The following is a 23,310-nucleotide window of genomic DNA, read 5'->3' as shown; positions in this document are numbered from 1 at the left end:
TCTTTTTTATCTCATATAAGATTTCTCCTTCATCTGCTCATCTCACCTTTGAACAAGGCTCCGAAGAATTGACGAAACCTCTATACTAGTTTACACTTTTTACTAAGCAACTCCTTTTGATAGCATAAGGCCTTTGTAACCTTATCTACCGTGGGAGTTTTTTGACATGTACGTATACAAAGGAGTTCAATTATATGAAAAAAAGTGTAGTATTGGCGGAAAAGCCTTCCGTTGCACGCGATATTGCCCGCGTGCTCAACTGCAATAAAAAAGGGAACGGCTATTTAGAGGGCGATAAATATATCGTCACATGGGCACTCGGCCATTTAGTGACACTCGCAGACCCTGAGAATTATGATACGAAGTATAAGACATGGAAACTGGAAGACTTGCCGATGATGCCCGATCACTTGAAATTGACGGTCATTAAGCAAACAGGCAAGCAATATAACGCCGTAAAGTCCCAGTTGCTTCGCTCTGACGTATCCGATATCATCATCGGGACAGATGCCGGACGTGAAGGAGAGCTGGTCGCTCGCTGGATTATCGAGAAAGCGAAAGTCAATAAACCGATCAAACGACTTTGGATTTCATCCGTTACCGATAAAGCAATCAAGGATGGGTTTGCTCAGCTGAAACCCGGTAAAGCGTATGAAAACCTTTACGAAGCGGCAGTCGCTCGTTCTGAGGCGGACTGGTATATCGGCTTGAACGCGACTCGCGCACTGACGACAAAGTTCAATGCCCAATTAAACTGCGGTCGCGTTCAAACTCCTGTCGTTGCAATCATTGCACAGCGCGAAGAAGAGATTAACACATTTCGCCCAAAAACTTACTACGGCATCGAAGCACAGACCGACTCTAAATTAAAATTGACATGGCAAGACGCGAAAACTAATGATACACGTTCATTCGACCGCGAAAAACTGTCCACTATCGTCAAAAAAGTAGATGGCAAACAAGCGATTATCGAAAATGTTGATAAAAAAGCAAAAAAGTCGTTTTCTCCAGGTCTCTACGATCTGACAGAACTGCAGCGCGATGCCAATAAACTATTCGGTTACTCTGCCAAAGAAACGTTGAACATCATGCAAAAGCTCTACGAACAACATAAACTGCTGACGTATCCGCGGACCGATTCACGATTCCTATCGAGCGATATCGTCGCGACTCTGCCGGAGCGTTTGAAATCCTGCGGTATCGGTGAATATCGTTCACTTGCAAATAAAATCTTGAAGAAACCGATCAAAGCGAATAAATCTTTTGTCGACGACAGCAAAGTGTCCGATCACCACGCGATCATTCCAACTGAAGAAATCGTCCTGCGTGATAAGTTGTCCGACAAAGAGCGGAAAATCTATGACTTAGTCGTGAAACGGTTCATGGCCGTTCTGTTCCCTGCACATGAATATGAACAACTGACCATCCACGCAAAAATTGCAGATGAACGCTTCACCGCACGAGGAAAAACGATTTTAGTACCCGGCTGGAAAGAAGTCTATAACAATCAATTTGATGAGGAAGAAGCAGAGCAAGACACGAAAGAACAGCTCTTACCAAAGCTCTCAAAAGGAGATTCGCTGAGCATCCAATTCGTCAAAGAGACATCCGGTCAGACGAAGCCCCCTGCCCGTTTCAATGAAGCAACACTTTTATCTGCGATGGAAAACCCTGCGAAATATATCGCGGGAGCTCAAGATAAAAAGCTTGCAGAAACATTGAAATCCACAGGCGGACTCGGGACAGTGGCAACACGTGCGGATATCATCGATAAATTATTCAATTCCTTCCTGATTGAAAAGCGCGGCAAAGACATCCACGTGACCAATAAAGGAAAACAATTGCTCGAGTTAGTGCCAGACGAGTTGAAATCCCCTGCCTTGACTGCAGAATGGGAGTTAAAGTTAGAAAAAATTGCAAAAGGACAATTGAAAAAAGAATCGTTCATTAATGAAATGAAAGGTTATACGAAAGAAATTGTCTCAGAGATCAAAGCGAGCGATGCGAAATTCAAGCATGATAATATTTCTACTAAATCGTGCCCGGACTGCGGCAAGCCGATGCTCGAAGTGAACGGCAAACATGGAAAAATGCTTGTTTGTCAGGATCGTGAATGCGGTCACCGCAAAAACGTTTCCCGCGTCACCAATGCGCGATGTCCGCAATGTAAGAAAAAGATGGAGCTGCGCGGAGAAGGAGAAGGCCAAATCTTCACGTGCAAATGTGGCTATCGCGAAAAACTATCTTCCTTCAAAGCTCGCCGCGAAAAGGAATCCAAAGGCAAAGTGAATAAACGCGATGTCCAGAAATATTTAAAGAAGAACAACGATGACGAACCAGTTAATAATCCGTTCGCAGATGCATTAAAAGGGTTGAAGTTGGATGACTGATTAATAACAAAGGAGGGATTTATCCAATAAGACAACTTGACCGCGAAAAAGAGAAATTCGGACCTTATGAGCGCTTGGCGCCTGTTTATGAGCGGTACTGGTGTGCTTATGATCGCATACGAAGATTTTATGAGCGGTTAGCAGTTGGATATGAGCGCTTGTGCGGATTAATGATCGCATTCCGCCATTTTATGAGCGCGAGTGGGTATATGTAGATGAAAATAGAAAGGCTGTCCATAGAAAGTCATTTTCATGACTTTTTAGGGCAGCCTTTTTTCACATTCTATTTAACTTAGTAAGCTCTTGCAAACCAAACAGTATGTTTCGCTTCTTTACCGCAATTAATGCAAGTGGACTTCTCCGCAGGCGGATTGAACGGAATATTACGCGTCGTAAATTTCGTTTCGTCTTTCACATGTTCTTCGCATGCATCGTCTCCACACCAACCGGCAAGAATCCATCCTGGAATCTCTTCCTTCGCAGCACTTTCTTCAATATGCTTCTTCAATTCATCCAGTGTGTCAATATGCGTGTGAGAATGTTCTTCGCGGAATGCACGTGCTTTTTCGAGCAAGCGAGTTTGCATCGTTTCCAGTTCTTTCTCAATGCTCGCCACTGCTTGCGCCAAGTCCACCGCCACTTTTTCTTCTCCGTCACGCGCTTTCATCAAGGCTTGATTATTCTCTAGGTCACGCGGTCCAAGCTCCAGTCGAACTGGAACACCTTTTAATTCCCATTCATTGAACTTAAAGCCCGGAGACTGATCGGAATCATCCAAACGTACACGGATACCTTTTGCCTTCAGCTCGGCAAAAATTTCATCCAGTTTTTCCATGATTGCCGGGTTCTTCTTCCACGGTCCGACCGGAATGAGCACCACTTGAGTCGGCGCAATACGTGGAGGCAATACCAAACCTTGCTCATCACCGTGCACCATGATAACCGATCCAATCAAGCGAGTGGAAGTTCCCCAAGATGTCGTATGGACAAACTCATGCTTATTCTCTTTTGTTAAATATTTGATATCGAATGCTTCCGCAAATTTTGTTCCTAAGTAATGTGAAGTTCCGGCTTGAACTGCTTTGCCATCCTTCATCATCGCTTCGATGGAGAACGTATCCACAGCACCGGCAAATCGTTCAGAAGGCGTCTTTTGGCCATCATATACAGGAATCGCTAGCAAGCCTTCCACGACTTCCTTATAGATCTCAAGCATTTGCATCGTTTCGGTACGCGCTTCCTCTTCATCGACGTGAGCTGTATGTCCTTCTTGCCATAAAAATTCTGACGTCCGAATGAACGGCAATGTCTTTTTCTCCCAACGGAATACGTTCGCCCATTGGTTGATCAATAACGGCAAATCACGATAACTCTTTACCCAGTCTGAATACAAATGACCGATCATCGTCTCAGAGGTCGGGCGCAACGCTAAACGTTCTTCCAACTGTTCTCCTGCTGCTTCCGTCACCCATGGCAGTTCTGGAGAAAATCCTTCGATATGATCCTTTTCTTTCTGGAAAAAGGATTCTGGGATCAGCATTGGGAAATACGCATTACGGTGTCCCGTCTCTTTGAAACGGCGATCCATTTCATCTTTAATATGCTCCCATATTTCAAAACCGTCTGGTTTAAATGCGATACAGCCACGCACCGGCGTATAATCCATCAAATCCGCTTTCTGGATTGTGTCAATATACCATTTCGTAAAATCATTTTGCTGATTGCTCATTACCTAATTTCCTCCTTAATGAAAAAAAGCGCTCTTGTTCAGCTTCCATATTGCTAATCATATAACAAATCCATCATTCCTACAATTGAATCCCCACAACAAGTAATAAGCAGTGTGTAGGAAATCAATCCTATTTCTTACAGGCACTCATAAACCTTCGCAGATGATCATAGAAACCCTACAACTGCTCATACACCTCCGCCAAGCGATCATATCCTCTCTGTCCACGATCATAAACACCCTACACTCGCTCATAGAGCCCTGCAGCCCGAGCATAAACACAAAAAAACTGTCCCCCATCAAGAGGACAGCTTCAAATTCATCAAATCATCTTTCTTCCGCTAACACCATTTGTGGTTCTTGCTCTTCCTTTACACTTTCCGTACCAAAACGGCCTTCCCACTTCGACATAACAACTGTCGCAAGTGCGTTTCCAACAACGTTGACCACCGTACGTGCCATATCCAACAAACGGTCGATCCCCGCGATGAACGCTAGACCTTCAAGTGGAATACCTACCGTTCCAAGTGTCGCCAAAAGTACGACGAATGAAACACCTGGTACGCCCGCAATCCCTTTAGACGTAATCATCAACACTAATACCAAGGTGATCTGTTCCGTAATACTCAACTGAATACCATACATTTGCGCAATAAACATCGCAGCCAAAGCCTGATACAGTGTGGAACCGTCCAAGTTGAACGAATAGCCTGTCGGCACTACGAAAGAAACAATATCTTTCGGACAACCGAACTTCTGCATCTTCTCCATCACTTTTGGCAGTACTGTTTCAGAACTAGAAGTAGAATAAGCTAAAATCAATTCGTCTTTCAATACTTTCATCAGATGGAAAATATTGATTCCGACCAACTTCGCAATTCCGCCAAGTACGACAATAATGAAGAATACCATCGTTGCATATACCAAGATCATCAGCTTGCCCATTGGGATGAGCGATTCCAAACCGAATTTGGAAACGGTTACGCCAATTAGCGCAAATACCCCGAATGGTGCAAACTTCATGATCATATTTGTTACCCAGAACATCGCATCCGCGACTCCTTGGAACACCTCAAGCACCGGCTTTCCGCGTTCACCGATCGCTGCAACGCCTAGCCCAAATAAAACAGAGAAGAAAATAATTGGAAGCATATCAGCGTTTGCCATGGATTCCACGATATTACTCGGTACGATACCAACCAAGACATCCATGAAACCGCCATTCTGCACTTCTTCCGTCGTTTCAACATATTGCGAGATATCTCCTTTTTCAAGAGAAGACATATCGATTCCTTCGCCTGGTTTGAAAATATTAGCAGACATTAAACCGACTATGATCGCAATCGTTGTGACAATTTCAAAATATAGAAGCGTCTTACCGCCTAATTTCCCTAGTTTCTTAATATCTCCTGTGCCTGCCACTCCTATAACCAATGTAGAAATAATAATTGGAACTACAATCATTTTGATCATATTAATAAACATCGTGCCTATCGGCTGCAAATACGTTTCCACTTTAGGATTACCATAAAAAATGGCACCGACTGCAATACCGAGAACAAGCCCGATTAATATTTGATAGGCTAAAGATAATTTAAATTTCTTTTTCATAGATAATCCTCCTTTAGCTTACTCCTGAAAACGCTTTCTCGAAGTAACTTAGGATTATCATAAAAGAATCCTACAAAATTCTACACCATCCTACAAATTCTTTTTTTGTTCTTCCATCGTCTCGATATATAAAACTTGAAGAAACTTCTTACTATTGACCTTGACTGCCTTCATCCCAAAGCTTTCCTCTTGAATTTGTTTCATCCGTTGAGTAATTTCCTGAAAATCAAAGAATCGTGGCGCGTAATACTCAAACTCCGAAATCGTATAATCTACTGCTCCGAGCGAAGCTAAATGATCCATCGCAGTCAAGATGGATCGGCGAATCCTCTGCTCCATCGCTTTGCTTTCCTTTGGTATTTCCTTCGCTTGGACACCCATCTTATGTAATGCCGCCTCGTAAAGCTCTTTCAATGGCGGCAATTGAGCGGCATTTTGTTCTGCGAGCACTTCTACAATTGTCACAATGTCCCGGCTGCCGCTTTCCCCGATTATCCCCATGTCATGAAGTTTAGCTAGCACAATTTCCTTTATTGTACGTTTCACTTTTGGCTGATCCAACGTTCCAATCAGAGCGAGCGATTCACGAATTGTGGTTAGGGAATTTTTCAAACGCAGTTGTTCCGCCGTTCGTCGCAATACGCTTTGTACTTCTATTTGGTTGATCGGCTTATGAATGAAAAACTCCACCCCGACTTGATAGGCTTCTCCCACCATCTCTTTACTGACTACTTGACTCAACATAATGAATTGTCCATTAAATCCTTGCGATTTCAGCTGTTGGATCGTCTCAATACCATCCAAATCCGGCATCAACAAATCAATCAGCACCAAATCCGGAGTCAGCGACAATATTTGAGGGATGGCTTTCACACCGCTATCCGCCTCACCAATGACCATACCGAGTTCCTGCCCTTCCAGGATATTCTTCAGCATCAAGCGGCTCGCTTTGTCATCATCTACGATAAAATATCTCATACCTGTATCTCCTTCTTAATGGATTGCATGGGAATTTTCACTTCAAATAATGTGCCGACATCCAGACGCTGCATTTGAATTTCGCCTTGCATCGCATCGACGATTGCCGTCACATGCGACAATCCGATACCCGTTGCCGCCACTCCCTGTTCATTGAATTTCGTCGTGTATCCCGGCTCAAAAATCACTTCTTCATGCTCTGCTGGAACCCCTCTGCCTGTATCTTGCACATAAAAACAGACCCATTCTGCGTCACTGTCGACACTAATTTTCACAATACCCTTCCGCTCCGTCGCCTCTACAGAATTGGAAGTCAAATTATTAAGGACCGCCAGAAGTGGTACATGCTGGTCCGTCTGAAAGTCAGTGGCGATTGATTTTTCAATGACACAGTCTTTGCCTATCAATTCACTATACTTTTCATTTGCCGATACGACCAATTCAAGTAGATCTGATAGATAAAAGGCCGCCACTTCTTGTCGGCTTGCCCATTTCGAAAGCCCCGCCAAAATCCGTTGTGAATCCTTTTTCACCTCATGGATCTCTTGGGCAATCTGAAGCGCCTGTGTGCTGAGCTCTCGTTTATCCTCTTTCTTCAACTTGCGATACAAATCGTGGCTGGAAGCTGTAATTTGCTCAATATGATTCATCGACTTCTGTAAATAGAGCGCTTCTGCATATAACTCCGCCCCTACGCCGAGCATTTCCTCCATACGTTGTTTTTCTTTCGATAAAGCTACTGAACTATACAGTCCGACCGTAAAGAAACTACGCAGCAACGCTACTCCCACAAGGATACCCCACTCTTTCATATTTAACAGTGAATCATCCATCCACCAATTCCGAAGTGCATGCTCCGACGTATTGCCGATCACTTCGAATAATAAAGCCAATGCCCCTAGCTGCAATGGCAAAGACTTGTACTTCTCCAAATCGGCAAAATGCCAGCCAACCGCTACTATAAAGTAAAACAGAAAAACCGGAACATGCATCTGCAAACTATCAATTAGCGCAACGCCAAGCCACGTCTCTTCAGCTACCCGAAAAAGCACAACCGTAACCGCTGTAATAAACCCAGTCCGCAGCATGGAAGCTGGCGGATAAATAAGAATCAGCAAAAAGAACACAATCCCGCCCAGCGCAAAACGGAACGTCTCATCCGCGAACGGCAGCACTTTCAATTCACCAGTAAGCGCCGTAATGATCGCAATGACGGCAATGCGTGCAGCTTCAGAATGTAATATTTGGCGCCACGTCGATTTTGAGTTCATCCCCATACTCCTAATTAAAAAATTCTGATGTATGTAGTATAACAATTCAAAAACATTTGTGCAGTTAGAGCAGAAACTATCATGGTTATTACAGTAAACTGTTTTCTTTTCCTTTCAATTTACTTATGATTACATAAGGAGGCGATTTAGATTGAAAAAGCTAATCATTTTCATGATGACCGCAGTGCTGTTAGCAGCCTGTAGCAATGAAGAAACACCTGATACTCCAGAGACACAAGAAACTCCTGCTGCCGATAAACAAACCAATATGGGTATGGAAAAAGGGCTTAAGGCGGGAACCACTGAACAAGATTATCTTTCCCTTTCTCAAGACAAAGTTCCTATTAATTCAAAAGTGAAATTTACTGGAATCGTTTTGAGATTCGAACAAGGAACATTTGAATTAAAAAGCAAAACCGATGATTCTTTCAATGAAGTAGTATGGGTTGACGACATTCGGTTGAGCGATCGTACAGAAATTCCAGAAGGCACGACGGTCACTGTCTACGGAACTTATGATGGCAAAAATGACGATGGAGACCCTCGCCTTAAAGGAATTTTTATTGACGCAGAATAGATGACAATAGATGAAAAACAACCCACCTCCGTCAAGTAGAAGGTGGGCATTTTAATATCTATATACATAAAAAGGCCATTTTCTAAAAATCTATTTTAACTATTCTCCCTCGTCATAACAGTCGAAACCTTTTTCCAATTTAATTATTTCACTAAAGTATTTATTTGGGGAGCTATCTTATATATACTGTACTAAGTTTAAAAAATTATTTATTTTTTTAAATAATGAATAGTAATTTATAGACGGAAGGAGATCTTCATGAATACGGAAAAAAGAGGCTTTTTCCAAAAGTTTTTAGATATGATCGAGAAAACTGGTAACCGATTGCCCCATCCGGTAACGTTGTTTGCGTTGCTCGCTCTTTTAGTTATCGTCTTGTCTGCAGTTGTTTCTTCTTTCGGCATCAGTGCCGCCCATCCAGGAAAAGAAGGGGAAATGATCGAAGTCCATAACCTGCTTAGCGGGGAAGGAATTCATTACATCATTACGAATATGACGGACAATTTCATTGGTTTTGCTCCGCTCGGCGTCGTGCTAATTACGATGCTAGGGATTGGAGTTGCAGAAGGTTCTGGGTTGATCAGTGCATTGCTGCGTGGATTTGTGATGTCTGTTCCGAAACGCTTGATTACACTCGGATTGGTTTTTGCTGGCGTTATGTCTAGCGTAGCTTCCGATGCAGGTTATGTTGTATTGCCGCCACTTGGAGCTGTTTTATTTGCGGCACTTGGCAGACACCCATTAGCGGGTCTGGCCGCTGCCTTCGCTGGAGTTTCGGGCGGGTTCAGTGCGAACTTACTACTGTCTGGTACGGACGCGCTTCTTGGTGAATTGACGATTATGTCTGCAGCAATCATTAACCCCGAGTATGCGGACGGTATGAACATTGCCATGAATTATTATTTCATTGCCTTTTCGGTATTAGTGCTGACAGTTGTTGGTGCTTGGGTGACAGAGAAAATTGTCGAACCACGACTTGGCGAATATAATGGTGAATATCGTGAGAAAGTAGAGAAGCTAACTGCTATTGAGAAGAAGGGTTTAGTATGGGCTGGTATTTCTGTAATTGTTGCTGGAATTCTAGTTGCATTACTCGTTCTATTCCCAGGTGCTCCATTACGTGGCGATGAAGGCGATATGCCGATTATTAAATCGCCATTCATGAAGTCACTCGTTCCAATTATCGCATTCCTATTCTTCGTGCCAGGTTTGGTCTATGGAAAAGTAACAAAATTAATTCGCGATGATAAAGACGTGGCTGCAATGATGTCAACGACGATGTCTGCAATGGGTATGTTCATCGTATTGTCTTTCACTGCGAGTCAATTTGTCGCATTTTTCTCTGAATCGAATATGGGATTGGTTTTAGGCGTGTATGGAGCTAATTTCCTTGATAGCATCAACTTAAAAGGTATTCCATTGCTGCTGTTATTCATTCTCATTGCTGCTTTCATCAACTTGTTTATCGGCAGTGCATCTGCAAAATGGGCTATGATGGCACCGGTATTTGTGCCGATTATGATGCAGCTCGGTTATTCACCCGAATTAACACAGATGGCGTATCGGGTGGCAGATTCATCAACCAATATTATTTCTCCTTTGATGACATACTTTGCGATTATTATCGCATTTGCACAGAAGTATGATAAGAAAATGGGGATCGGAACACTAGTCTCTGTTATGTTCCCTTATTCTATGTTCTTCTTGGCTTTCTGGAGTTTAACTCTCATCGTTTGGATGCTTCTCGGAATCGACTTAGGGCCTGGCTCTCCGATTTATTATGGGAATTAATATGACTCACCACTGAACATTACGTTCAGTGGTTTTTTCTATACCCATCAACCGTAAGCGTTTTGTGTTTATCACTCTCCTTACACATGGTATGATAGTAGTTGATAATGATTTTCATTTGCATGTATTAGTATTATAGGAGAGGAGTTTTCTATCATGAGTTACGCAGCAAAAAACGAAGTAGAAAAGTCCATAATTGGCAGAAGGTCTATTAAGGCGTTTAAAACCGATCCAGTGGATGTGGAGGAACTCATTGAATTACTCAATGTCGCCAAATGGGCACCGAATCATAAGCTGACGGAACCTTGGCGATTTCAATTATATACAAGTAACGGAAAAGAGCAGTTTGTACAAGCCTATATAGATTCCCAGCCAAACACAGACGGCGAAGTACCCGAAAGAGTAAATCGGAAAGCTGATTATTTCCGAAATATTCCCCTTCATCTCGTTGTGATCATGCCGGAAGATCCGCGACAAAGAAGATGGGATGAGGATTATGGAGCAGTCTCCACAATGATTCAAAATTTTCAACTTGCAGCTTGGAAACGTGGCATTGGGATGATTTGGCGATCAAATGATTGGATATACGATCCAGTATTCAGGGAAGGCATCGGCGTAAAACCTGGCGAGAAAGTCGTCGCTACACTGATGATTGGCTATCCAAAACATATACCGGAACCACAAGATCGTACAGATATTCGAGAACTATTAACGATTATAGATAATTAAACATAGCGATTGCCGCTCCCTAATTGACAGGAGTGGTAATCGCTTTGATTTATTGCTATGCCGGACCACAGTACAAATAACTTTTTTAGGCAGACACTTTAATGAATGTCACTCTTGGTAAAACTGCCGCCCTTAACTTCCGCAACGTCATATACGGTAACAAAAGCATTCTTGTCAATTTCCCGAATGATCTCTTTCATTTTACTATCTTCCAAACGATTGATGACGCAAGTGATTTCCTTGTATTCTTTATTGCTATAACTGCCTTGAATAAGCTGGTATGTTGCACTGCGTCCCAAACGTTCACGAATTGTCTCTACCATTAATTCAGGCTGGTCTGTAATAATATTGAAGGTTTTTGATCCACTTAAGCCTTCTTCAATAATATGGATTACTTTGGAAGCAATGAAATAAGCAAGCGCAGATAAAATAGCTCCTGTAAGCCCAAATACCGTCGAAACCACGATAAAAACAAAAACATTCAAAAACAGGATCAGATCGCTTGTCCCGAACGGTAACTTTCGGGAAAGAAGTACGGCTAACATATCAATCCCATCTAATGCGCCGCCATTACGCAAGGCAAGTCCCATCCCTACACCTATGATCACACCACCTACCACGGTCACTAACAGAGTGTCCCCTTGAACAATCGTTGGTATATGGTGCATCAGACTAGTGCTGATCGCCAATGAACCAATGCCGATCACCGAATATATAGCAAAACTTTTACCGATCTGTTTGTACCCTAAATATACGAATGGGATATTCAGTAAGGCAATCAAAAGGCCTAGAGGAAACCCAAACAGCTGCGAACCAACAATACTCAAGCCCGTTATCCCACCATCCGATACATTGTTTGGGATTAACACCGATTCAAGTCCATACGCTGTTATTAAGGACCCGATAATAACTAGTACTCCTTGGAAAACCATCCTAAGTTTATTGTTCTTTTGTTTTGTGACTGAATTCATGTGATCACTTCTTTCAATAATAGCGTTCATAACCATATTTCTTAATATTATACCCTTTTTCGTTACAGTCATTCGTTTTCGGATGAACCATTTCCTGATCAATTATGTCGAGGCATAATTGCTTCCAGGTTTTGAACGGCTAGATTAACTGAGTATGAGGAAACAGACGTTTAATTTACCACATTTTATCTTGGAATACACACATTATTTTATCCTGTTACCTAATCCTGTACTCCGCTTCCCTGCGAATCAAAGTGAATAGGAAAAAGCACAAGTTCATGAGTTCGAACTTGTGCTTTTTCCTATTATTTAATTATTGAGCTGGATTCACTTGTAATTCGAGATCAATTTTAATGTCTTTACCTACAAGGACACCACCGGTTTCAAGCGCAGCATTCCATGTTAAACCAAATTCTTCACGGTTCAATTTCATTTCGCCTTCGAACCCATAGACGTCTACGCCCCATGGATTTTTTCCTTTTCCGTTAAATGAAACATCAAATGTTACATGTTTTGTTACATCCTTAATGGTTAGGTCACCCGTTATTTTATAATCATCGCCATCTTTTTCAATGTTTTTTGATTGGAATGTAATCGTCGGATATTGCTCTGCGTCAAAAAAGTCTTCTCCACGTAAGTGATTGTCTCGGTCCTCTGATTTTGTATTGATAGATGCAGTTTGAATTACAAACGATATATTTGCTGTTGACAAATCCGTCATGTCTTCCGCTTCTACAGTTGCAGTGTAGTCTTCAAATGTGCCTTTTACTTTTGAAACCATCATGTGCTTTACTGAAAAACCAATGTGTGAATGTGAATTGTCTACTATCCAATTTGTCATTATCATTGTCCCCTACCTTGAATTTGTTTATCTCGTATTTGAGATATATTAATTACAAGTATAGATGAGCAATGCTTTCTCGTCAAGCGATTACGTTTCAGTGTAATTGCGATGCTTTATGCATTGCGCCGGGTAGACCTATAGTATTGACAAAGAACATGAATCAATACTATAATTGTCTCGAATTCAAGATATTGAAAAGGTGTGAGCTACATGAGTGAGATTCAGAATGAAGAAGAATTATCCCTTAAACTATTTGTCGTATTAACTCGTGCTTTGAATTCCATAAAAAAGCGTGCGGAAGAAGATATTAAAAATTTAGGTTTAAACCCAACTGAATTTGCGGTTCTTGAGTTGATCTATAACAAAGGCGAGCAACCAATACAAAAAATAGGTGAAAAAGTATTGATAGCGAGCAGCAGTATTACGTACGTAGTAGATAAGCTCGAAAAGAAAAAATATCTCGAAAGAAAACCATGCCCTAAAGATCGGCGTGTCACCTATGCAGCGATCACAGAAGCCGGTAATGAGTTAATGAATGAGGTATTCCCTAAACATAAACAAGATATTAAAGAAATTTTTGCAGGTTTAAATACAAGTGAAAAAGAAATGATGATTCAACAGCTCAAAAAACTAGGGTATTACGCAGAGAAACTATAAATTCTACCTAATTAACTTGAATTAACCTCAATCAATTCAACTGATACTATAGGAGTAAATTTCAATGAAACTAGAAACAAGTGGAATTCATCATATTACGGCAATTGTTGGTCATCCGCAAGAAAACATAGACTTTTATGCTGGCGTTCTAGGTTTGCGTTTAGTGAAGCAAACGGTGAATTTTGATGACCCGGGCACCTACCACCTCTATTTTGGAGATGAGGGCGGGAGCCCAGGAACTATCATTACATTCTTCCCATGGATAGGAGCTCGTCAAGGAATTGTTGGAGACGGTCAAGTGGGGGTTACTTCTTATGCTGTTCCCAAAGGAGCACTTGCTTTTTGGAAGAAACGATTAGAGGATTTTCAAATACCTTTTCATCCTGTTGAGCGCTTCGGTGAACAGTGTTTGAAATTTGATGATCCGCATGGTTTACACTTGGAAATCGTTGAACGAGAAGAAGGTAAAGTTAATACTTGGGTGTTTGGTGGTATCAGTCCGGATGTATCAATCAAAGGATTTGGTGGAGCTACGCTATTTTCTTCTCACCCCAACCAAACAGCTGAACTATTAGAAAATTTAATGGGACTAGAACTTCTCGGAGAAGAAGGAGACTTAATCCGATTCCGTTCTTCTGCTGATATCGGCAATATTATCGACTTAAAATCCATACCGACAGAAAAAGGCCAAACGGGTGTCGGGACCGTTCACCATATCGCCTGGAGGGCCCAAGATGATGCTGAGCAAATAGAATGGCAAAAATATGTCGCAGCCAAAGGCTATGGTGTCACTGCTGTGCAGGACCGAAATTACTTTAATGCCATTTACTTTAGAGAACATGGAGAAATTTTATTTGAAATTGCTACAGATCCTCCTGGATTTGCTCTTGATGAATCAAGAGGGACAATGGGCGAAAAGTTAATGCTACCTATGCAGTATGAAAAGCTTAGAGAACAGCTGGAGCAACGTTTGATTCCTATTCAGGTAAGAGAGCTATCATAATAATCTTGGAAACAACAAAGTTTTAAATGAATCCAATCCTAATTGGAAATTCGGTTTTGGAAGGAGACTTACTATGAAACATCTATTTACCCAAGGGAAAAACCCGGATAAACCAGTACTTCTATTACTACATGGAACAGGAGGAAACGAATTAGATCTATTGCCGATTGCCGCACGAATTGATGACGAAGCCTCTATTTTAAGTGTCCGGGGAAATGTACTAGAAAACGGGATGCCCCGCTTCTTCAGAAGACTGGCCGAAGGAGTATTTGATGAAGAAGATTTGATATTCCGCACGAAAGAATTGAATCAATTTCTAGATGAGGCTGCCGAGAAATACGGATTTGACAGAAATAATATTATGGCGATTGGTTATTCTAATGGAGCAAATATCGCAGCAAGCTTATTGTTCCACTACTCAGACGCATTAAAAGGTGCAATCCTTCATCATCCGATGGTGCCTAGAAGAGGTATTGCTTCGCCCAATTTGGCCGGTACATCTGTATTTCTTGCAGCTGGAACAAATGACCCCATCTGTCCTCCATCTGAGTCAGAAGATTTACAATCCTTATTGCAACAGGCAAATGCCAACGTCACACTTCATTGGGAGCAAAATGGCCATCAGTTGACCGCTGAAGAAGTAGAAGCAGCTCGAAGATGGTATGTAGAATTGTAATCACCCATAACGCGTTAAGGTACCTATGTAAGAAACAAATATAATAGGTACCTTACGTTAATTTTAAGGTAAAGATTGCTTTTTATTTAATGGTTTTCGATAATTCACAAAGTAAATGCTGATTACGACTAATACTAACCCCGCAACGAGCTTGTAAGTAAGTGGCTCTCCTAAAAAAAACGTACTAATGAATACCGATATAACCGGGACAAGAAAAGTGAAAACACCAACTTTACTCGCTTCTCCTGCATTAATTAGACTATAATAAACTACGTAGGCCACGGGAATTCCCACTGTTCCTCCGAATATAAGGCCGAATAAATACATACCATTCCACTCAATTGCAGACCAACTTTCTGTAAAGGAGCCCGCAATAAGAAGAACCATACCGCCTATTGCAAACTGCATAGCTACCATCCAATAAGCATCAACTTCATGACTAACTTTCTTGACGTAAATCACCCCAAGTGCCCAGAAAAGAGCAGTCAGTAAGCCGAGTACCACTCCAACAACCGATATGTGGGTAGTTAAACCATCCAAACTTACGACAATGATTCCAATGAATCCAGTTACGAGACCCATCACTTTAATAAAACTCATATTTTCTCCTAACCATATCCAAGCAAATATCCCTAAGAGTACCGGCTGGAAATAGACCAACACCGAAAAAAGTCCACCAGGTAAATGGTTGAGACCCATTGTATGCAAACCAAAAAAGAGAATCGTATTGAAAAATGCAGAAATACAATATTTAGGCCAATTTTTCCGCCACTTTAATTTTTTCCGCATTCTAAAAATAAAAAGTGCAACCAAGCATCCCCCCAGCAGAGCACGCATACCCGAAAATAATAGAGGCGGTGCGTAGGCTACGGACGATTTATAGATCGGCCAGCTAACACCCCAAATGAGCACTAAGAACAATAAAGCCGCAGTTGACTTCGTAAACAGCCTACTCACTGTTCCATCCTCTCCACATGCAATATTCAGTCTACTTCCTAACAGTTTATTCATCCAACTAACGTAATGATCCAAACAAGAGACGTGATGTACTGTGGGTTCCATTCCCTCTACTAATTGAAAATCATCAAAACTTTTTTAGAACATCGTCCGTCAAATGATTATGACGTGTTCGCGACGTGTTGAAAACTGAAGAAGGTGGATCTTTTGTCATGACAAAAAAAGAAAAATTCGAGCTAGTAGAAAACTTCATAGTGGAAAATCGAGAAGCGCATTATCGACTTGCTTACAGCTATGTCAGGAATAAAGAAAATGCCCTCGATATTGTACAGGAATCTATATTTAAAGCATTAAACTCAATTGATCGTCTCGAAGAAATTACTTACTTAAAAACGTGGTTTTATCGAATTCTCGTCAATACTTCAATTGATTTCATCAGAAAACATCAACGGATGACCGTAATGGATGATGATATTCTCAGTACGCATTTACCTCAAACAGAAGATGAAATGATCGACATGGATTTGCGTGATGCCATCGATCAGTTAGCCCCATATGACAAAACTCTTATTATTCTTCGCTTTTTTGAGGATTTAAAAATCGATGAAATCGCAACAGTAATGAACGATAACATCAATACGATTAAATCAAGGTTGTATCGGATATTAAACAAATTACGCATTAAAGTCGGGGAGGATTTTAAAGTATGAAAGATATGAATAAGTTAAAAAAAGACTATGAGGAAATAGAGATTCCAAATGAATTGGAGAATGTTGTGAAAGAGTCAATTCGACAGGCAAAAGCACCACAAAAGAAGCGCTCTTTTCTTAAACAATGGTCGATTGGAGCGGCAGCAGCGGCAGCTTTATTTGTCGGTAGTATCAATGTAAGTTCGACTTTTGCGCAGGCAATGGTAAACGTTCCTGTTTTAGGATCGATTGTTGAAGTTTTCACCGTTCAAAACTTAACGCTGGATGAAGACGCCTATCAAGCTGACCTTTCTGCACCCGCAATTAATGGTTTGGAAAACGAAGGTCTGCAAACTTCATTGAACAAAAAATATATTGAAGAAAACAAGGAACTCTACAAACAATTCGAAAAGGAAGTCGAGGAGATGAAAAAAGCAGGCAATGGTCATATGGGGATCAGCACCGGTTATGAGGTGAAAACCGATACCGACCAGCTCCTTTCGATTGCCCGCTATGTCGAAAACACAATCGGCTCTTCTTCGACAACTATGAAATATGACACAATCGATAAGCAGAAAAACATCGTCATCACGCTGCCAAGCCTTTTTAAAGATAATGCGTACATTGATGTTATTAGTTCATATATCGCAAGCGAAATGAAAAGGCAAATGGCAGAAGATGAAGAAATCACTTACTTCTTAGCCGATGAATCAGAATCGGGCTTTGAGTCAATTCAACCAGATCAAAACTTCTATATTACTGCTGATCATAAACTTGTGATTTCATTTGACGATTACGAAGTCGCACCCGGTTTCATGGGCGTCGTGACGTTCGAAATTCCTTCATCGATCCTCGGAAACTTATTGGTCAGTGACACATATATTAACTAAGCGCTTTACACGGCGGCGTAGCGGACGGTGCATTGTCTGCTATGCCGCTGTACATAATGATTTTTTAACTCTTTAAATAAGGTACTCCCTCATTCAATATAAAGTCAGAAGAGAAAGACAGCCCCAGGAGGATTGAATAACAATGAATGTGTCACAAGATACATATGCCGAAAAAAGAAAGGGAAATAAAAAGCGATTTTTCATCTTGCTTCTCATACTGCTCATCCCTATTTTTTTTACCGGTTTTTTTGTAGGGAAATCATTTTCTGCTCCCAAAAAACCTATCGAACCCGAAGTAACAGAAGACGTGGAAGCTCCCCTCGTTCAAGAGGAGCAAAAGCCTAAAGAGGAAGAGCAATCTAAAGAAGAAACTAGTGCAGTTGAAAAGCCCACAGGAAAGGTAGTGTATCTCACTTTTGACGATGGCCCCAGCAAACTGACAGACGAATTTCTGAACGTCTTACAAGAGCATGATGTGAAAGCAACGTTTTTCATGCAAGGAAAAAATCTGAAGAAAGAATACTTACAAGAAAGTGTAAAACGCGCAGTAAAAGAAAGACATTATATCGGTGCGCATAGCATGACGCATGATTTTAAAAAATTATATAAAGAGAACCAATTTGTACCTGAGATGCGAGAAACATTAGAATTGATCCGGGATATTACTGGTGAATCCCCGCACTTAGTTCGCCCCCCTTATGGTTCGGCGCCCGGGTTGAAAAATGAACAAATTCGCCAACAACTTGTTGATGCTGAAATAAAAGTGTGGGATTGGACAATTGATTCTCAAGACTGGAAATTAAAAGACAACCCAAATCAAATAATAGAAAATATTAAACTTGGTACAAAGGATGAAAAAGAAATTGTCTTGATGCATGAAAAGACTCAAACTTTGGCTGCACTTCCTGAAGTTATTAAATTTTATAAAGAACAAGGATACCAATTTGCTATTTACGATGAGTCTGATCATTTCGTTCTCAACTTTCTGAATGACATACGACTGTAAATCTTTTAAGAGTTTTTTTGTCCGACTTAACTATTGGATTATAATTTCTCTTGATTTCTCCTCAATTAAGACTAAACTAGAAAAAGGTCTTTCTATGAGGAGCAAAAAGACATGAAAACAATGATTCAAACGACATTACAACGTTATTGGAACCCCTATGTAGTCCTATTGATTGCCGGGATTCTCAGTGCTTTATATTTTGGTCTGACTTCAACTGTTTGGGCAGTGACCGGTGAATTCACTCGGTTGGGGGGAGATCTCCTGAAACTTTTTGGAGTGGATATTTCCGGCTGGCAGTATTTCGACATGGTGCACTTGAAAGGAACAACGTGGAGCCGCCCCGATGGTTGGATTGTCTGGGGAATGTTCATTGGCGCTCTAATCATGGTGTTATTAAGTAATAGTTTTAAAATTCGCCTCCCACAACAGAAGCGCCGCTACGTTCAAGGACTTGTCGGGGGTATTATTGCGGGATTCGGAGCGCGTTTGGCACTCGGCTGCAACTTGGCTGCATTCTTTACAGGTGTCCCTCAGTTTTCCTTACACTCCTGGATTTTTATTGTCGCAACAGGAGTCGGAACCTTTTTCGGGGCAAAGTTAACTAAAATGCGCTGGTGGAAAGGCCGTCCTTCCCTAACCCGTGGTGCCGCGAAACCTTCTACAGTCAACAAGCGTGTCATCCAACCTTATGTTGGCGGTACAATTGCAGTCCTTTACATTGGTCTGGTAACTTACTTCTTCGCCACTGGGCAAAAATTGCTAGGCTTAGGTGCACTATTCGGTCTCGCTTTTGGTATTCTTATAGAACGTGGGCAAATTTGCTTCACTTCAGCTTTCCGCGATTTATTTCTCGTTGGACGCAGCGTTATGGCAAAAGCAATTATCGTCGGAATGGCTGTCAGCTCTGTACTAACTGTCATTGTGATTTCTGTATATGACTTGACGCCAATCACTCAAATCGCCGCTCTTAGCACGTTTGTTGGCGGTGTGTTATTCGGTCTCGGCATAGTGATGGCCTCTGGCTGTGAAACCGGAATGATGTACAGGTTGATGGAAGGCCAAGTCCTTTTCCTTCCCGTTTTTGCCGGCAATATTATTGGCGCAACCTTCCTTGCCTACGCATGGGATCATCTTGGTGTGTATGATGTATTGGTTAAAAGCGGTGCCAGGATCAACCTGTTGGATTCAATCGGTCCAATCGGTGCTATTGCCGTAACGCTTGTTATGCTAGGTATACTGTATGCCTTAACGAAATATCGGGAAAAACGCTATCACTACAAGCTAACTATAAAAAGAGGAGCGGACATACATGCAAAATGACAAAGAAGCCGATTTCACACTCGACCTACGCGGAGAATCTTGCCCTTACCCAGTCATCTATACGCTGGAGGCACTGGAGGGAATGAACAAAGGTGAGCTTTTACAAGTCATCACCGATTGCCCAGGTTCTTTCCGGAATGTTCCGGAAGAAGCATTGGCGCACGGATATACATTTGCTCAGGATCCCATTAAAAATGGACAAGAATATCTATTTTATATTTACGCATGAGAAAAGGCAGTGTCCCCGGAAGACACTGCCTTTTCTTTTTTAACGTAGGGCTGTCCTGGTAACGAATTCTCGGAACAGCCCTTTTCATTTAATCTCTTACTTTACCAATCGGTGTCACCGCTTACAACGGTACTGGCTCACCCATTGCTTTTTGATAAAGCAAATCATTTGTTCATGACTACCATTTCCTTTTCCCGTGTCTCATCCACTTTTGCTAAGATGGCCGGTTCTTTCTTCATCTCTTCCGGCTTTTCCGGTTTAGTAAGTTCCGCCTTCTCCTTCGCTTCTCTCCCAGAAATGATTGCAGCTTCTTCTCTTAACCCGATAAATGTAGAGTAGCACATGAAAAGCATCAAGACTGCGATTGGAATGGCTGTGGCAACGAGAGCCGATTGCAGCCCTGCTAAGCCGCCTGTCATGATTAATACGACAGAGATAGCTGCAATGATCACTCCCCATACGATCTTCGTCAGATGTGATGGATTCGGATTGCCATTTTCACTGATCATACCAAGTACAAATACTGCAGAGTTTGCGGAAGTGATAAAGAAAACAATGACTAGCACCATGGCTAAAATACTCAAAAATACGCTCATCGGCAGATATTCGAAAAATTTAAACAGTGCCGAAGTGACGTCGGATTCCACCGCAGTTGCTAGTGCTGTTGCGCCCGCATTCTGGATGAACGTAATCGCCGAGCCGCCCATGACCGAAAACCAAGTGAAAGATCCCAATACTGGGATGAAAATTGCACCAAACATGAATTGCTTTATCGTTCTGCCTTTCGAAATCCTGGCTACAAAGCTGCCGACCAACGGAGCCCATGCGATCCACCAGCCGAAATAGAACAACGTCCAACTTGAAATCCACGAACCGTCTCCATATGGCTCCGTACGGAAAGACATGCCGATGAAGTTCTGCGCATAATCACCTATTCCTTGGAAGAGGATTTTCAAAACCATCTGTGTCGGACCAAAGAAAAACACCAACCCCAATAAAGCGAACGCCAGGAACATATTCAGGTTTGATAGATGCTTCATCGCCCCTTGAAGACCCGAGACTGTCGATGCCACATAAATAATGCTGACGACTATGATGATGATAGCTTGTGTGGAAATGCCGATCGGCACGTTCCAGAGATAATTCATGCCGCTATTGACTTGCAATGTCCCGAAGCCGAGCGAAGTCGCAATCCCAATGACAATGGACAGGATGACGATGACGTCGATGCTCTTGCCGAAAGTTCCTCGAATTTTATCGCCGACCAACGGGTAAAAGACAGAACTCAAAGAGGCGGGCAGCTTTTTCCGGAACTGGAAAAACGCTAATGATACGCCGACCACTGCATAGCAGGCCCATGCCGAAACACCCCAATGCAGGAAAACGAATTGCATTGCTGTCTTTGCAGATTCTTCCGAATAACCCGTTCCAAATGGAGGGCTTATGTAGTAGGAAACCGGTTCTGCAACTCCCCAGAAGACAAGGCTGATTCCTATGGAAGCACTAAATAGCATACCGATCCAAGTGGCCGTCCTATATTCTGGTCGGTCGTCATCATCTCCCAACCGGATATGACCGAATTTGGATATCCCGATATAAATACAAAAAGCAAAAAAAATGAAAACGCTTCCCAAAATGAACCAACCTAGATTATTATAGATGAAACTAAGTGAGGAATTGGAGAAGTGCTCTAGCTGCTTCGGTGCAAATATACCGATACTTATTAAAACTAAGCTAACAGCCAATGAAGAATAAAACACAGTTTTTTTATCTCTCATATTACCGCTCCTATTTCAAAGACCCACTTGTGTGGATGTGCCGAGAATCCCCACACACAGCCAAACGAGCGGGCATTTGTTATATTTTAATCGGTGTTATTTGAATAACACCGATTAAATTGAATTTAAGCTTTTACTGACTGCAAGTTTCCTATGATGTCTGCAATCCGGTCGCCAACTTCGGAAGTAGAGGCGCTGCCTTTCATATCAGGCGTGAGAACTTCATCCTCCACCAATAATTGCTCGATGGCGTCTACTACCTTTTTGCCGTATGCTTCATAACCAAAATGATCAAGCATTTGACTTGCAGACCAGATTGTCGCTAAAGGATTACCAATTCCTCTTCCTGCAATATCCGGCGCTGAACCGTGTACCGGTTCAAACATCGAAGGGAATGTGCCTTCCGGATTGATATTCGCGCCGGCAGCCAAACCGATTCCCCCTGCAATCGCCGCACCGACATCCGTTAAGATATCGCCGAATAAATTCGAAGTCACCACTACTTCAAATCGTTTCGGATCTGTAATCATCAGCATAGCCGCAGCGTCCACTAAATAAGAAGCTGTTTTCACTTCCGGATAATCTGCACTCACTTCCTCGAATACCTGATCCCAGAAGACCATCGAATAATTCAGGGCATTTGCTTTACTGATACTTGTCAGGCTGCGGCCTTGTTTTTTAGCTGTCTCAAACGCATAGCGAATGATTCGTTCTGTACCTTTGCGGGAGAATACACCATTTTGCAGAACCACTTCATGCTCCTGACCTTTAAACAGCCAGTCTCCCGCCCCCGAATATTCACCTTCCGTATTTTCCCGGATAAACAGCATATCAATATCTTTGCGCTCCACATTTTTCAGCGGGCAATGCGCGCCGTCCAATAATGTCACCGGACGGATATTGACGTACTGATCGAAACTCTTACGGATGATCAGCAGCAGATCCCATAAAGAAATATGATCCGGAACGCCCGGGAATCCGACAGCTCCCAAGTAAATGGCGTCGAATTTCTTCAACTGTTCGATTCCGTCTTCCGCCATCATGCGTCCGGTCTGCGTATAGTACTCACAGCCCCAGGGGAAGTATGTGAAATCGAATGCGAAACCGCCGTCCAGTTCCGCAACCTTTTTCAACACTTTAATCCCCTCATCAATGACTTCCGGTCCGATGCCGTCTCCGGCGATAACTGCTATGTTATAAGTTTTCATTCTGCA

At 42.1% G+C, this 23,310-nt stretch carries 21 protein-coding genes; 12 read left to right on the top strand and 9 right to left on the bottom strand.

Annotation, left to right across the window (positions count from 1 at the left end; genetic code table 11):
* Positions 1-194 precede the first annotated feature (194 nt).
* Complete coding sequence (locus tag MKY93_RS00910) at positions 195-2,390, top strand: DNA topoisomerase III (RefSeq protein ID WP_078817628.1); 2,196 nt, start codon at positions 195-197, stop codon at positions 2,388-2,390.
* Between the two features lie 292 nt (positions 2,391-2,682).
* Here MKY93_RS00910 and proS read toward each other — a convergent pair whose 3' ends face one another.
* The 4 genes from proS to MKY93_RS00890 form a co-directional block, all read right to left on the bottom strand.
* Positions 2,683-4,119 (bottom strand): proline--tRNA ligase, encoded by a 1,437-nt coding sequence (proS, locus tag MKY93_RS00905; protein WP_009766588.1) that lies wholly within the window; start codon positions 4,117-4,119, stop codon positions 2,683-2,685.
* A 327-nt stretch (positions 4,120-4,446) separates the two neighbouring features.
* Positions 4,447-5,730: a cation:dicarboxylate symporter family transporter gene (locus MKY93_RS00900; RefSeq protein ID WP_009766589.1), complete on the bottom strand. Its 1,284-nt coding sequence runs from the start codon at positions 5,728-5,730 to the stop codon at positions 4,447-4,449.
* A gap of 90 nt (positions 5,731-5,820) precedes the next feature.
* Positions 5,821-6,708, bottom strand: coding sequence for a response regulator (locus MKY93_RS00895; RefSeq protein WP_009766590.1), 888 nt, complete (start codon positions 6,706-6,708; stop codon positions 5,821-5,823).
* A complete protein-coding gene (locus MKY93_RS00890) occupies positions 6,705-7,979 on the bottom strand; it encodes a sensor histidine kinase (protein ID WP_340757924.1) in 1,275 nt (424 codons plus the stop codon). Before MKY93_RS00890 ends, MKY93_RS00895 begins: the two co-directional genes overlap by 4 nt.
* A gap of 151 nt (positions 7,980-8,130) precedes the next feature.
* Between MKY93_RS00890 and MKY93_RS00885 the strand changes: the two genes are divergently transcribed.
* The 3 genes from MKY93_RS00885 (at position 8,131) to MKY93_RS00875 (ending at position 11,076) form a co-directional block, all read left to right on the top strand.
* Positions 8,131-8,556 carry a hypothetical protein gene (locus tag MKY93_RS00885; protein ID WP_340757922.1) on the top strand — a complete coding sequence of 142 codons (426 nt, stop codon included), beginning with the start codon at positions 8,131-8,133 and terminating at the stop codon, positions 8,554-8,556.
* Between the two features lie 258 nt (positions 8,557-8,814).
* On the top strand, positions 8,815-10,347 hold the full coding sequence (locus MKY93_RS00880; protein WP_009766598.1) for an AbgT family transporter: 1,533 nt from the start codon (positions 8,815-8,817) through the stop codon (positions 10,345-10,347).
* Positions 10,348-10,503: 156 nt separating this feature from the next.
* A complete protein-coding gene (locus MKY93_RS00875; RefSeq protein ID WP_340757919.1) occupies positions 10,504-11,076 on the top strand; it encodes a nitroreductase family protein in 573 nt (190 codons plus the stop codon).
* A 98-nt stretch (positions 11,077-11,174) separates the two neighbouring features.
* Here MKY93_RS00875 and MKY93_RS00870 read toward each other — a convergent pair whose 3' ends face one another.
* Together MKY93_RS00870 and MKY93_RS00865 are read right to left on the bottom strand one after the other, a co-directional pair.
* The gene (locus MKY93_RS00870; RefSeq protein ID WP_171805912.1) at positions 11,175-12,047 is read right to left on the bottom strand and encodes a YitT family protein; all 873 of its coding nucleotides are present in this window, start codon (positions 12,045-12,047) and stop codon (positions 11,175-11,177) included.
* 313 nt (positions 12,048-12,360) lie between these two features.
* A complete protein-coding gene (locus tag MKY93_RS00865) occupies positions 12,361-12,888 on the bottom strand; it encodes a YceI family protein (protein WP_040758686.1) in 528 nt (175 codons plus the stop codon).
* Between the two features lie 213 nt (positions 12,889-13,101).
* On the opposite strand from MKY93_RS00865, the gene MKY93_RS00860 reads away from it, so the two are divergent.
* From MKY93_RS00860 to MKY93_RS00850, 3 genes are all read left to right on the top strand, one after another.
* Complete coding sequence (locus tag MKY93_RS00860; RefSeq protein ID WP_009766602.1) at positions 13,102-13,548, top strand: MarR family winged helix-turn-helix transcriptional regulator; 447 nt, start codon at positions 13,102-13,104, stop codon at positions 13,546-13,548.
* A gap of 64 nt (positions 13,549-13,612) precedes the next feature.
* Entirely contained in the window at positions 13,613-14,551 is a 939-nt protein-coding gene (locus MKY93_RS00855) for a ring-cleaving dioxygenase (protein ID WP_340757916.1), read from the top strand.
* Between the two features lie 73 nt (positions 14,552-14,624).
* Entirely contained in the window at positions 14,625-15,227 is a 603-nt protein-coding gene (locus MKY93_RS00850; RefSeq protein ID WP_221837688.1) for an alpha/beta hydrolase, read from the top strand.
* Between the two features lie 63 nt (positions 15,228-15,290).
* On the opposite strand, the gene MKY93_RS00845 is transcribed toward MKY93_RS00850, so the two are convergent.
* Complete coding sequence (locus MKY93_RS00845) at positions 15,291-16,184, bottom strand: DMT family transporter (RefSeq protein ID WP_340760889.1); 894 nt, start codon at positions 16,182-16,184, stop codon at positions 15,291-15,293.
* A gap of 212 nt (positions 16,185-16,396) precedes the next feature.
* On the opposite strand from MKY93_RS00845, the gene MKY93_RS00840 reads away from it, so the two are divergent.
* The 5 genes from MKY93_RS00840 to yedF all read left to right on the top strand — a co-directional run bounded on the left by MKY93_RS00840 (position 16,397) and on the right by yedF (position 20,318).
* The gene (locus MKY93_RS00840) at positions 16,397-16,894 is read left to right on the top strand and encodes a sigma-70 family RNA polymerase sigma factor (protein ID WP_340757913.1); all 498 of its coding nucleotides are present in this window, start codon (positions 16,397-16,399) and stop codon (positions 16,892-16,894) included.
* Positions 16,891-17,763 (top strand): DUF3298 and DUF4163 domain-containing protein, encoded by an 873-nt coding sequence (locus MKY93_RS00835; RefSeq protein WP_340757911.1) that lies wholly within the window; start codon positions 16,891-16,893, stop codon positions 17,761-17,763. Before MKY93_RS00840 ends, MKY93_RS00835 begins: the two co-directional genes overlap by 4 nt.
* A gap of 142 nt (positions 17,764-17,905) precedes the next feature.
* The gene (locus MKY93_RS00830; RefSeq protein WP_340757909.1) at positions 17,906-18,769 is read left to right on the top strand and encodes a polysaccharide deacetylase family protein; all 864 of its coding nucleotides are present in this window, start codon (positions 17,906-17,908) and stop codon (positions 18,767-18,769) included.
* A gap of 111 nt (positions 18,770-18,880) precedes the next feature.
* Positions 18,881-20,089 (top strand): selenium metabolism membrane protein YedE/FdhT, encoded by a 1,209-nt coding sequence (yedE, locus tag MKY93_RS00825; RefSeq protein ID WP_340757907.1) that lies wholly within the window; start codon positions 18,881-18,883, stop codon positions 20,087-20,089.
* Entirely contained in the window at positions 20,079-20,318 is a 240-nt protein-coding gene (yedF, locus tag MKY93_RS00820; RefSeq protein ID WP_009766610.1) for a sulfurtransferase-like selenium metabolism protein YedF, read from the top strand. The genes yedE and yedF overlap by 11 nt, the downstream gene beginning before the upstream one ends.
* A 164-nt stretch (positions 20,319-20,482) precedes the next feature.
* On the opposite strand, the gene MKY93_RS00815 is transcribed toward yedF, so the two are convergent.
* Entirely contained in the window at positions 20,483-22,096 is a 1,614-nt protein-coding gene (locus MKY93_RS00815; protein ID WP_340757905.1) for a BCCT family transporter, read from the bottom strand.
* Between the two features lie 125 nt (positions 22,097-22,221).
* Positions 22,222-23,304: a tartrate dehydrogenase gene (locus MKY93_RS00810; RefSeq protein ID WP_340757903.1), complete on the bottom strand. Its 1,083-nt coding sequence runs from the start codon at positions 23,302-23,304 to the stop codon at positions 22,222-22,224.
* Positions 23,305-23,310 lie beyond the last annotated feature (6 nt).

Source organism: Sporosarcina sp. FSL W7-1283 (assembly GCF_038003105.1).
Classification (GTDB): Bacteria; Bacillota; Bacilli; order Bacillales_A; family Planococcaceae; genus Sporosarcina; species Sporosarcina newyorkensis.
The sequence above is the reverse complement of the archived record's forward strand: the minus strand, read 5'-3'. Positions and strand labels throughout refer to the sequence as shown.

What these genes read in the sequence shown, in the direction of transcription:
- MKY93_RS00910 (WP_078817628.1), top strand. Translation starts at nt 195, where the DNA reads ATGAAAAAAAGTGTAGTATTGGCGGAAAAGCCTTCCGTTGCACGCGAT.
- proS (WP_009766588.1), bottom strand. Translation starts at nt 4,119, where the DNA reads ATGAGCAATCAGCAAAATGATTTTACGAAATGGTATATTGACACAATC.
- MKY93_RS00900 (WP_009766589.1), bottom strand. Translation starts at nt 5,730, where the DNA reads ATGAAAAAGAAATTTAAATTATCTTTAGCCTATCAAATATTAATCGGG.
- MKY93_RS00895 (WP_009766590.1), bottom strand. Translation starts at nt 6,708, where the DNA reads ATGAGATATTTTATCGTAGATGATGACAAAGCGAGCCGCTTGATGCTG.
- MKY93_RS00890 (WP_340757924.1), bottom strand. Translation starts at nt 7,979, where the DNA reads ATGAACTCAAAATCGACGTGGCGCCAAATATTACATTCTGAAGCTGCA.
- MKY93_RS00880 (WP_009766598.1), top strand. Translation starts at nt 8,815, where the DNA reads ATGAATACGGAAAAAAGAGGCTTTTTCCAAAAGTTTTTAGATATGATC.
- MKY93_RS00875 (WP_340757919.1), top strand. Translation starts at nt 10,504, where the DNA reads ATGAGTTACGCAGCAAAAAACGAAGTAGAAAAGTCCATAATTGGCAGA.
- MKY93_RS00870 (WP_171805912.1), bottom strand. Translation starts at nt 12,047, where the DNA reads ATGAATTCAGTCACAAAACAAAAGAACAATAAACTTAGGATGGTTTTC.
- MKY93_RS00865 (WP_040758686.1), bottom strand. Translation starts at nt 12,888, where the DNA reads ATGACAAATTGGATAGTAGACAATTCACATTCACACATTGGTTTTTCA.
- MKY93_RS00860 (WP_009766602.1), top strand. Translation starts at nt 13,102, where the DNA reads ATGAGTGAGATTCAGAATGAAGAAGAATTATCCCTTAAACTATTTGTC.
- MKY93_RS00855 (WP_340757916.1), top strand. Translation starts at nt 13,613, where the DNA reads ATGAAACTAGAAACAAGTGGAATTCATCATATTACGGCAATTGTTGGT.
- MKY93_RS00850 (WP_221837688.1), top strand. Translation starts at nt 14,625, where the DNA reads ATGAAACATCTATTTACCCAAGGGAAAAACCCGGATAAACCAGTACTT.
- MKY93_RS00840 (WP_340757913.1), top strand. Translation starts at nt 16,397, where the DNA reads ATGACAAAAAAAGAAAAATTCGAGCTAGTAGAAAACTTCATAGTGGAA.
- MKY93_RS00835 (WP_340757911.1), top strand. Translation starts at nt 16,891, where the DNA reads ATGAAAGATATGAATAAGTTAAAAAAAGACTATGAGGAAATAGAGATT.
- MKY93_RS00830 (WP_340757909.1), top strand. Translation starts at nt 17,906, where the DNA reads ATGAATGTGTCACAAGATACATATGCCGAAAAAAGAAAGGGAAATAAA.
- yedE (WP_340757907.1), top strand. Translation starts at nt 18,881, where the DNA reads ATGAAAACAATGATTCAAACGACATTACAACGTTATTGGAACCCCTAT.
- yedF (WP_009766610.1), top strand. Translation starts at nt 20,079, where the DNA reads ATGCAAAATGACAAAGAAGCCGATTTCACACTCGACCTACGCGGAGAA.
- MKY93_RS00815 (WP_340757905.1), bottom strand. Translation starts at nt 22,096, where the DNA reads ATGAGAGATAAAAAAACTGTGTTTTATTCTTCATTGGCTGTTAGCTTA.
- MKY93_RS00810 (WP_340757903.1), bottom strand. Translation starts at nt 23,304, where the DNA reads ATGAAAACTTATAACATAGCAGTTATCGCCGGAGACGGCATCGGACCG.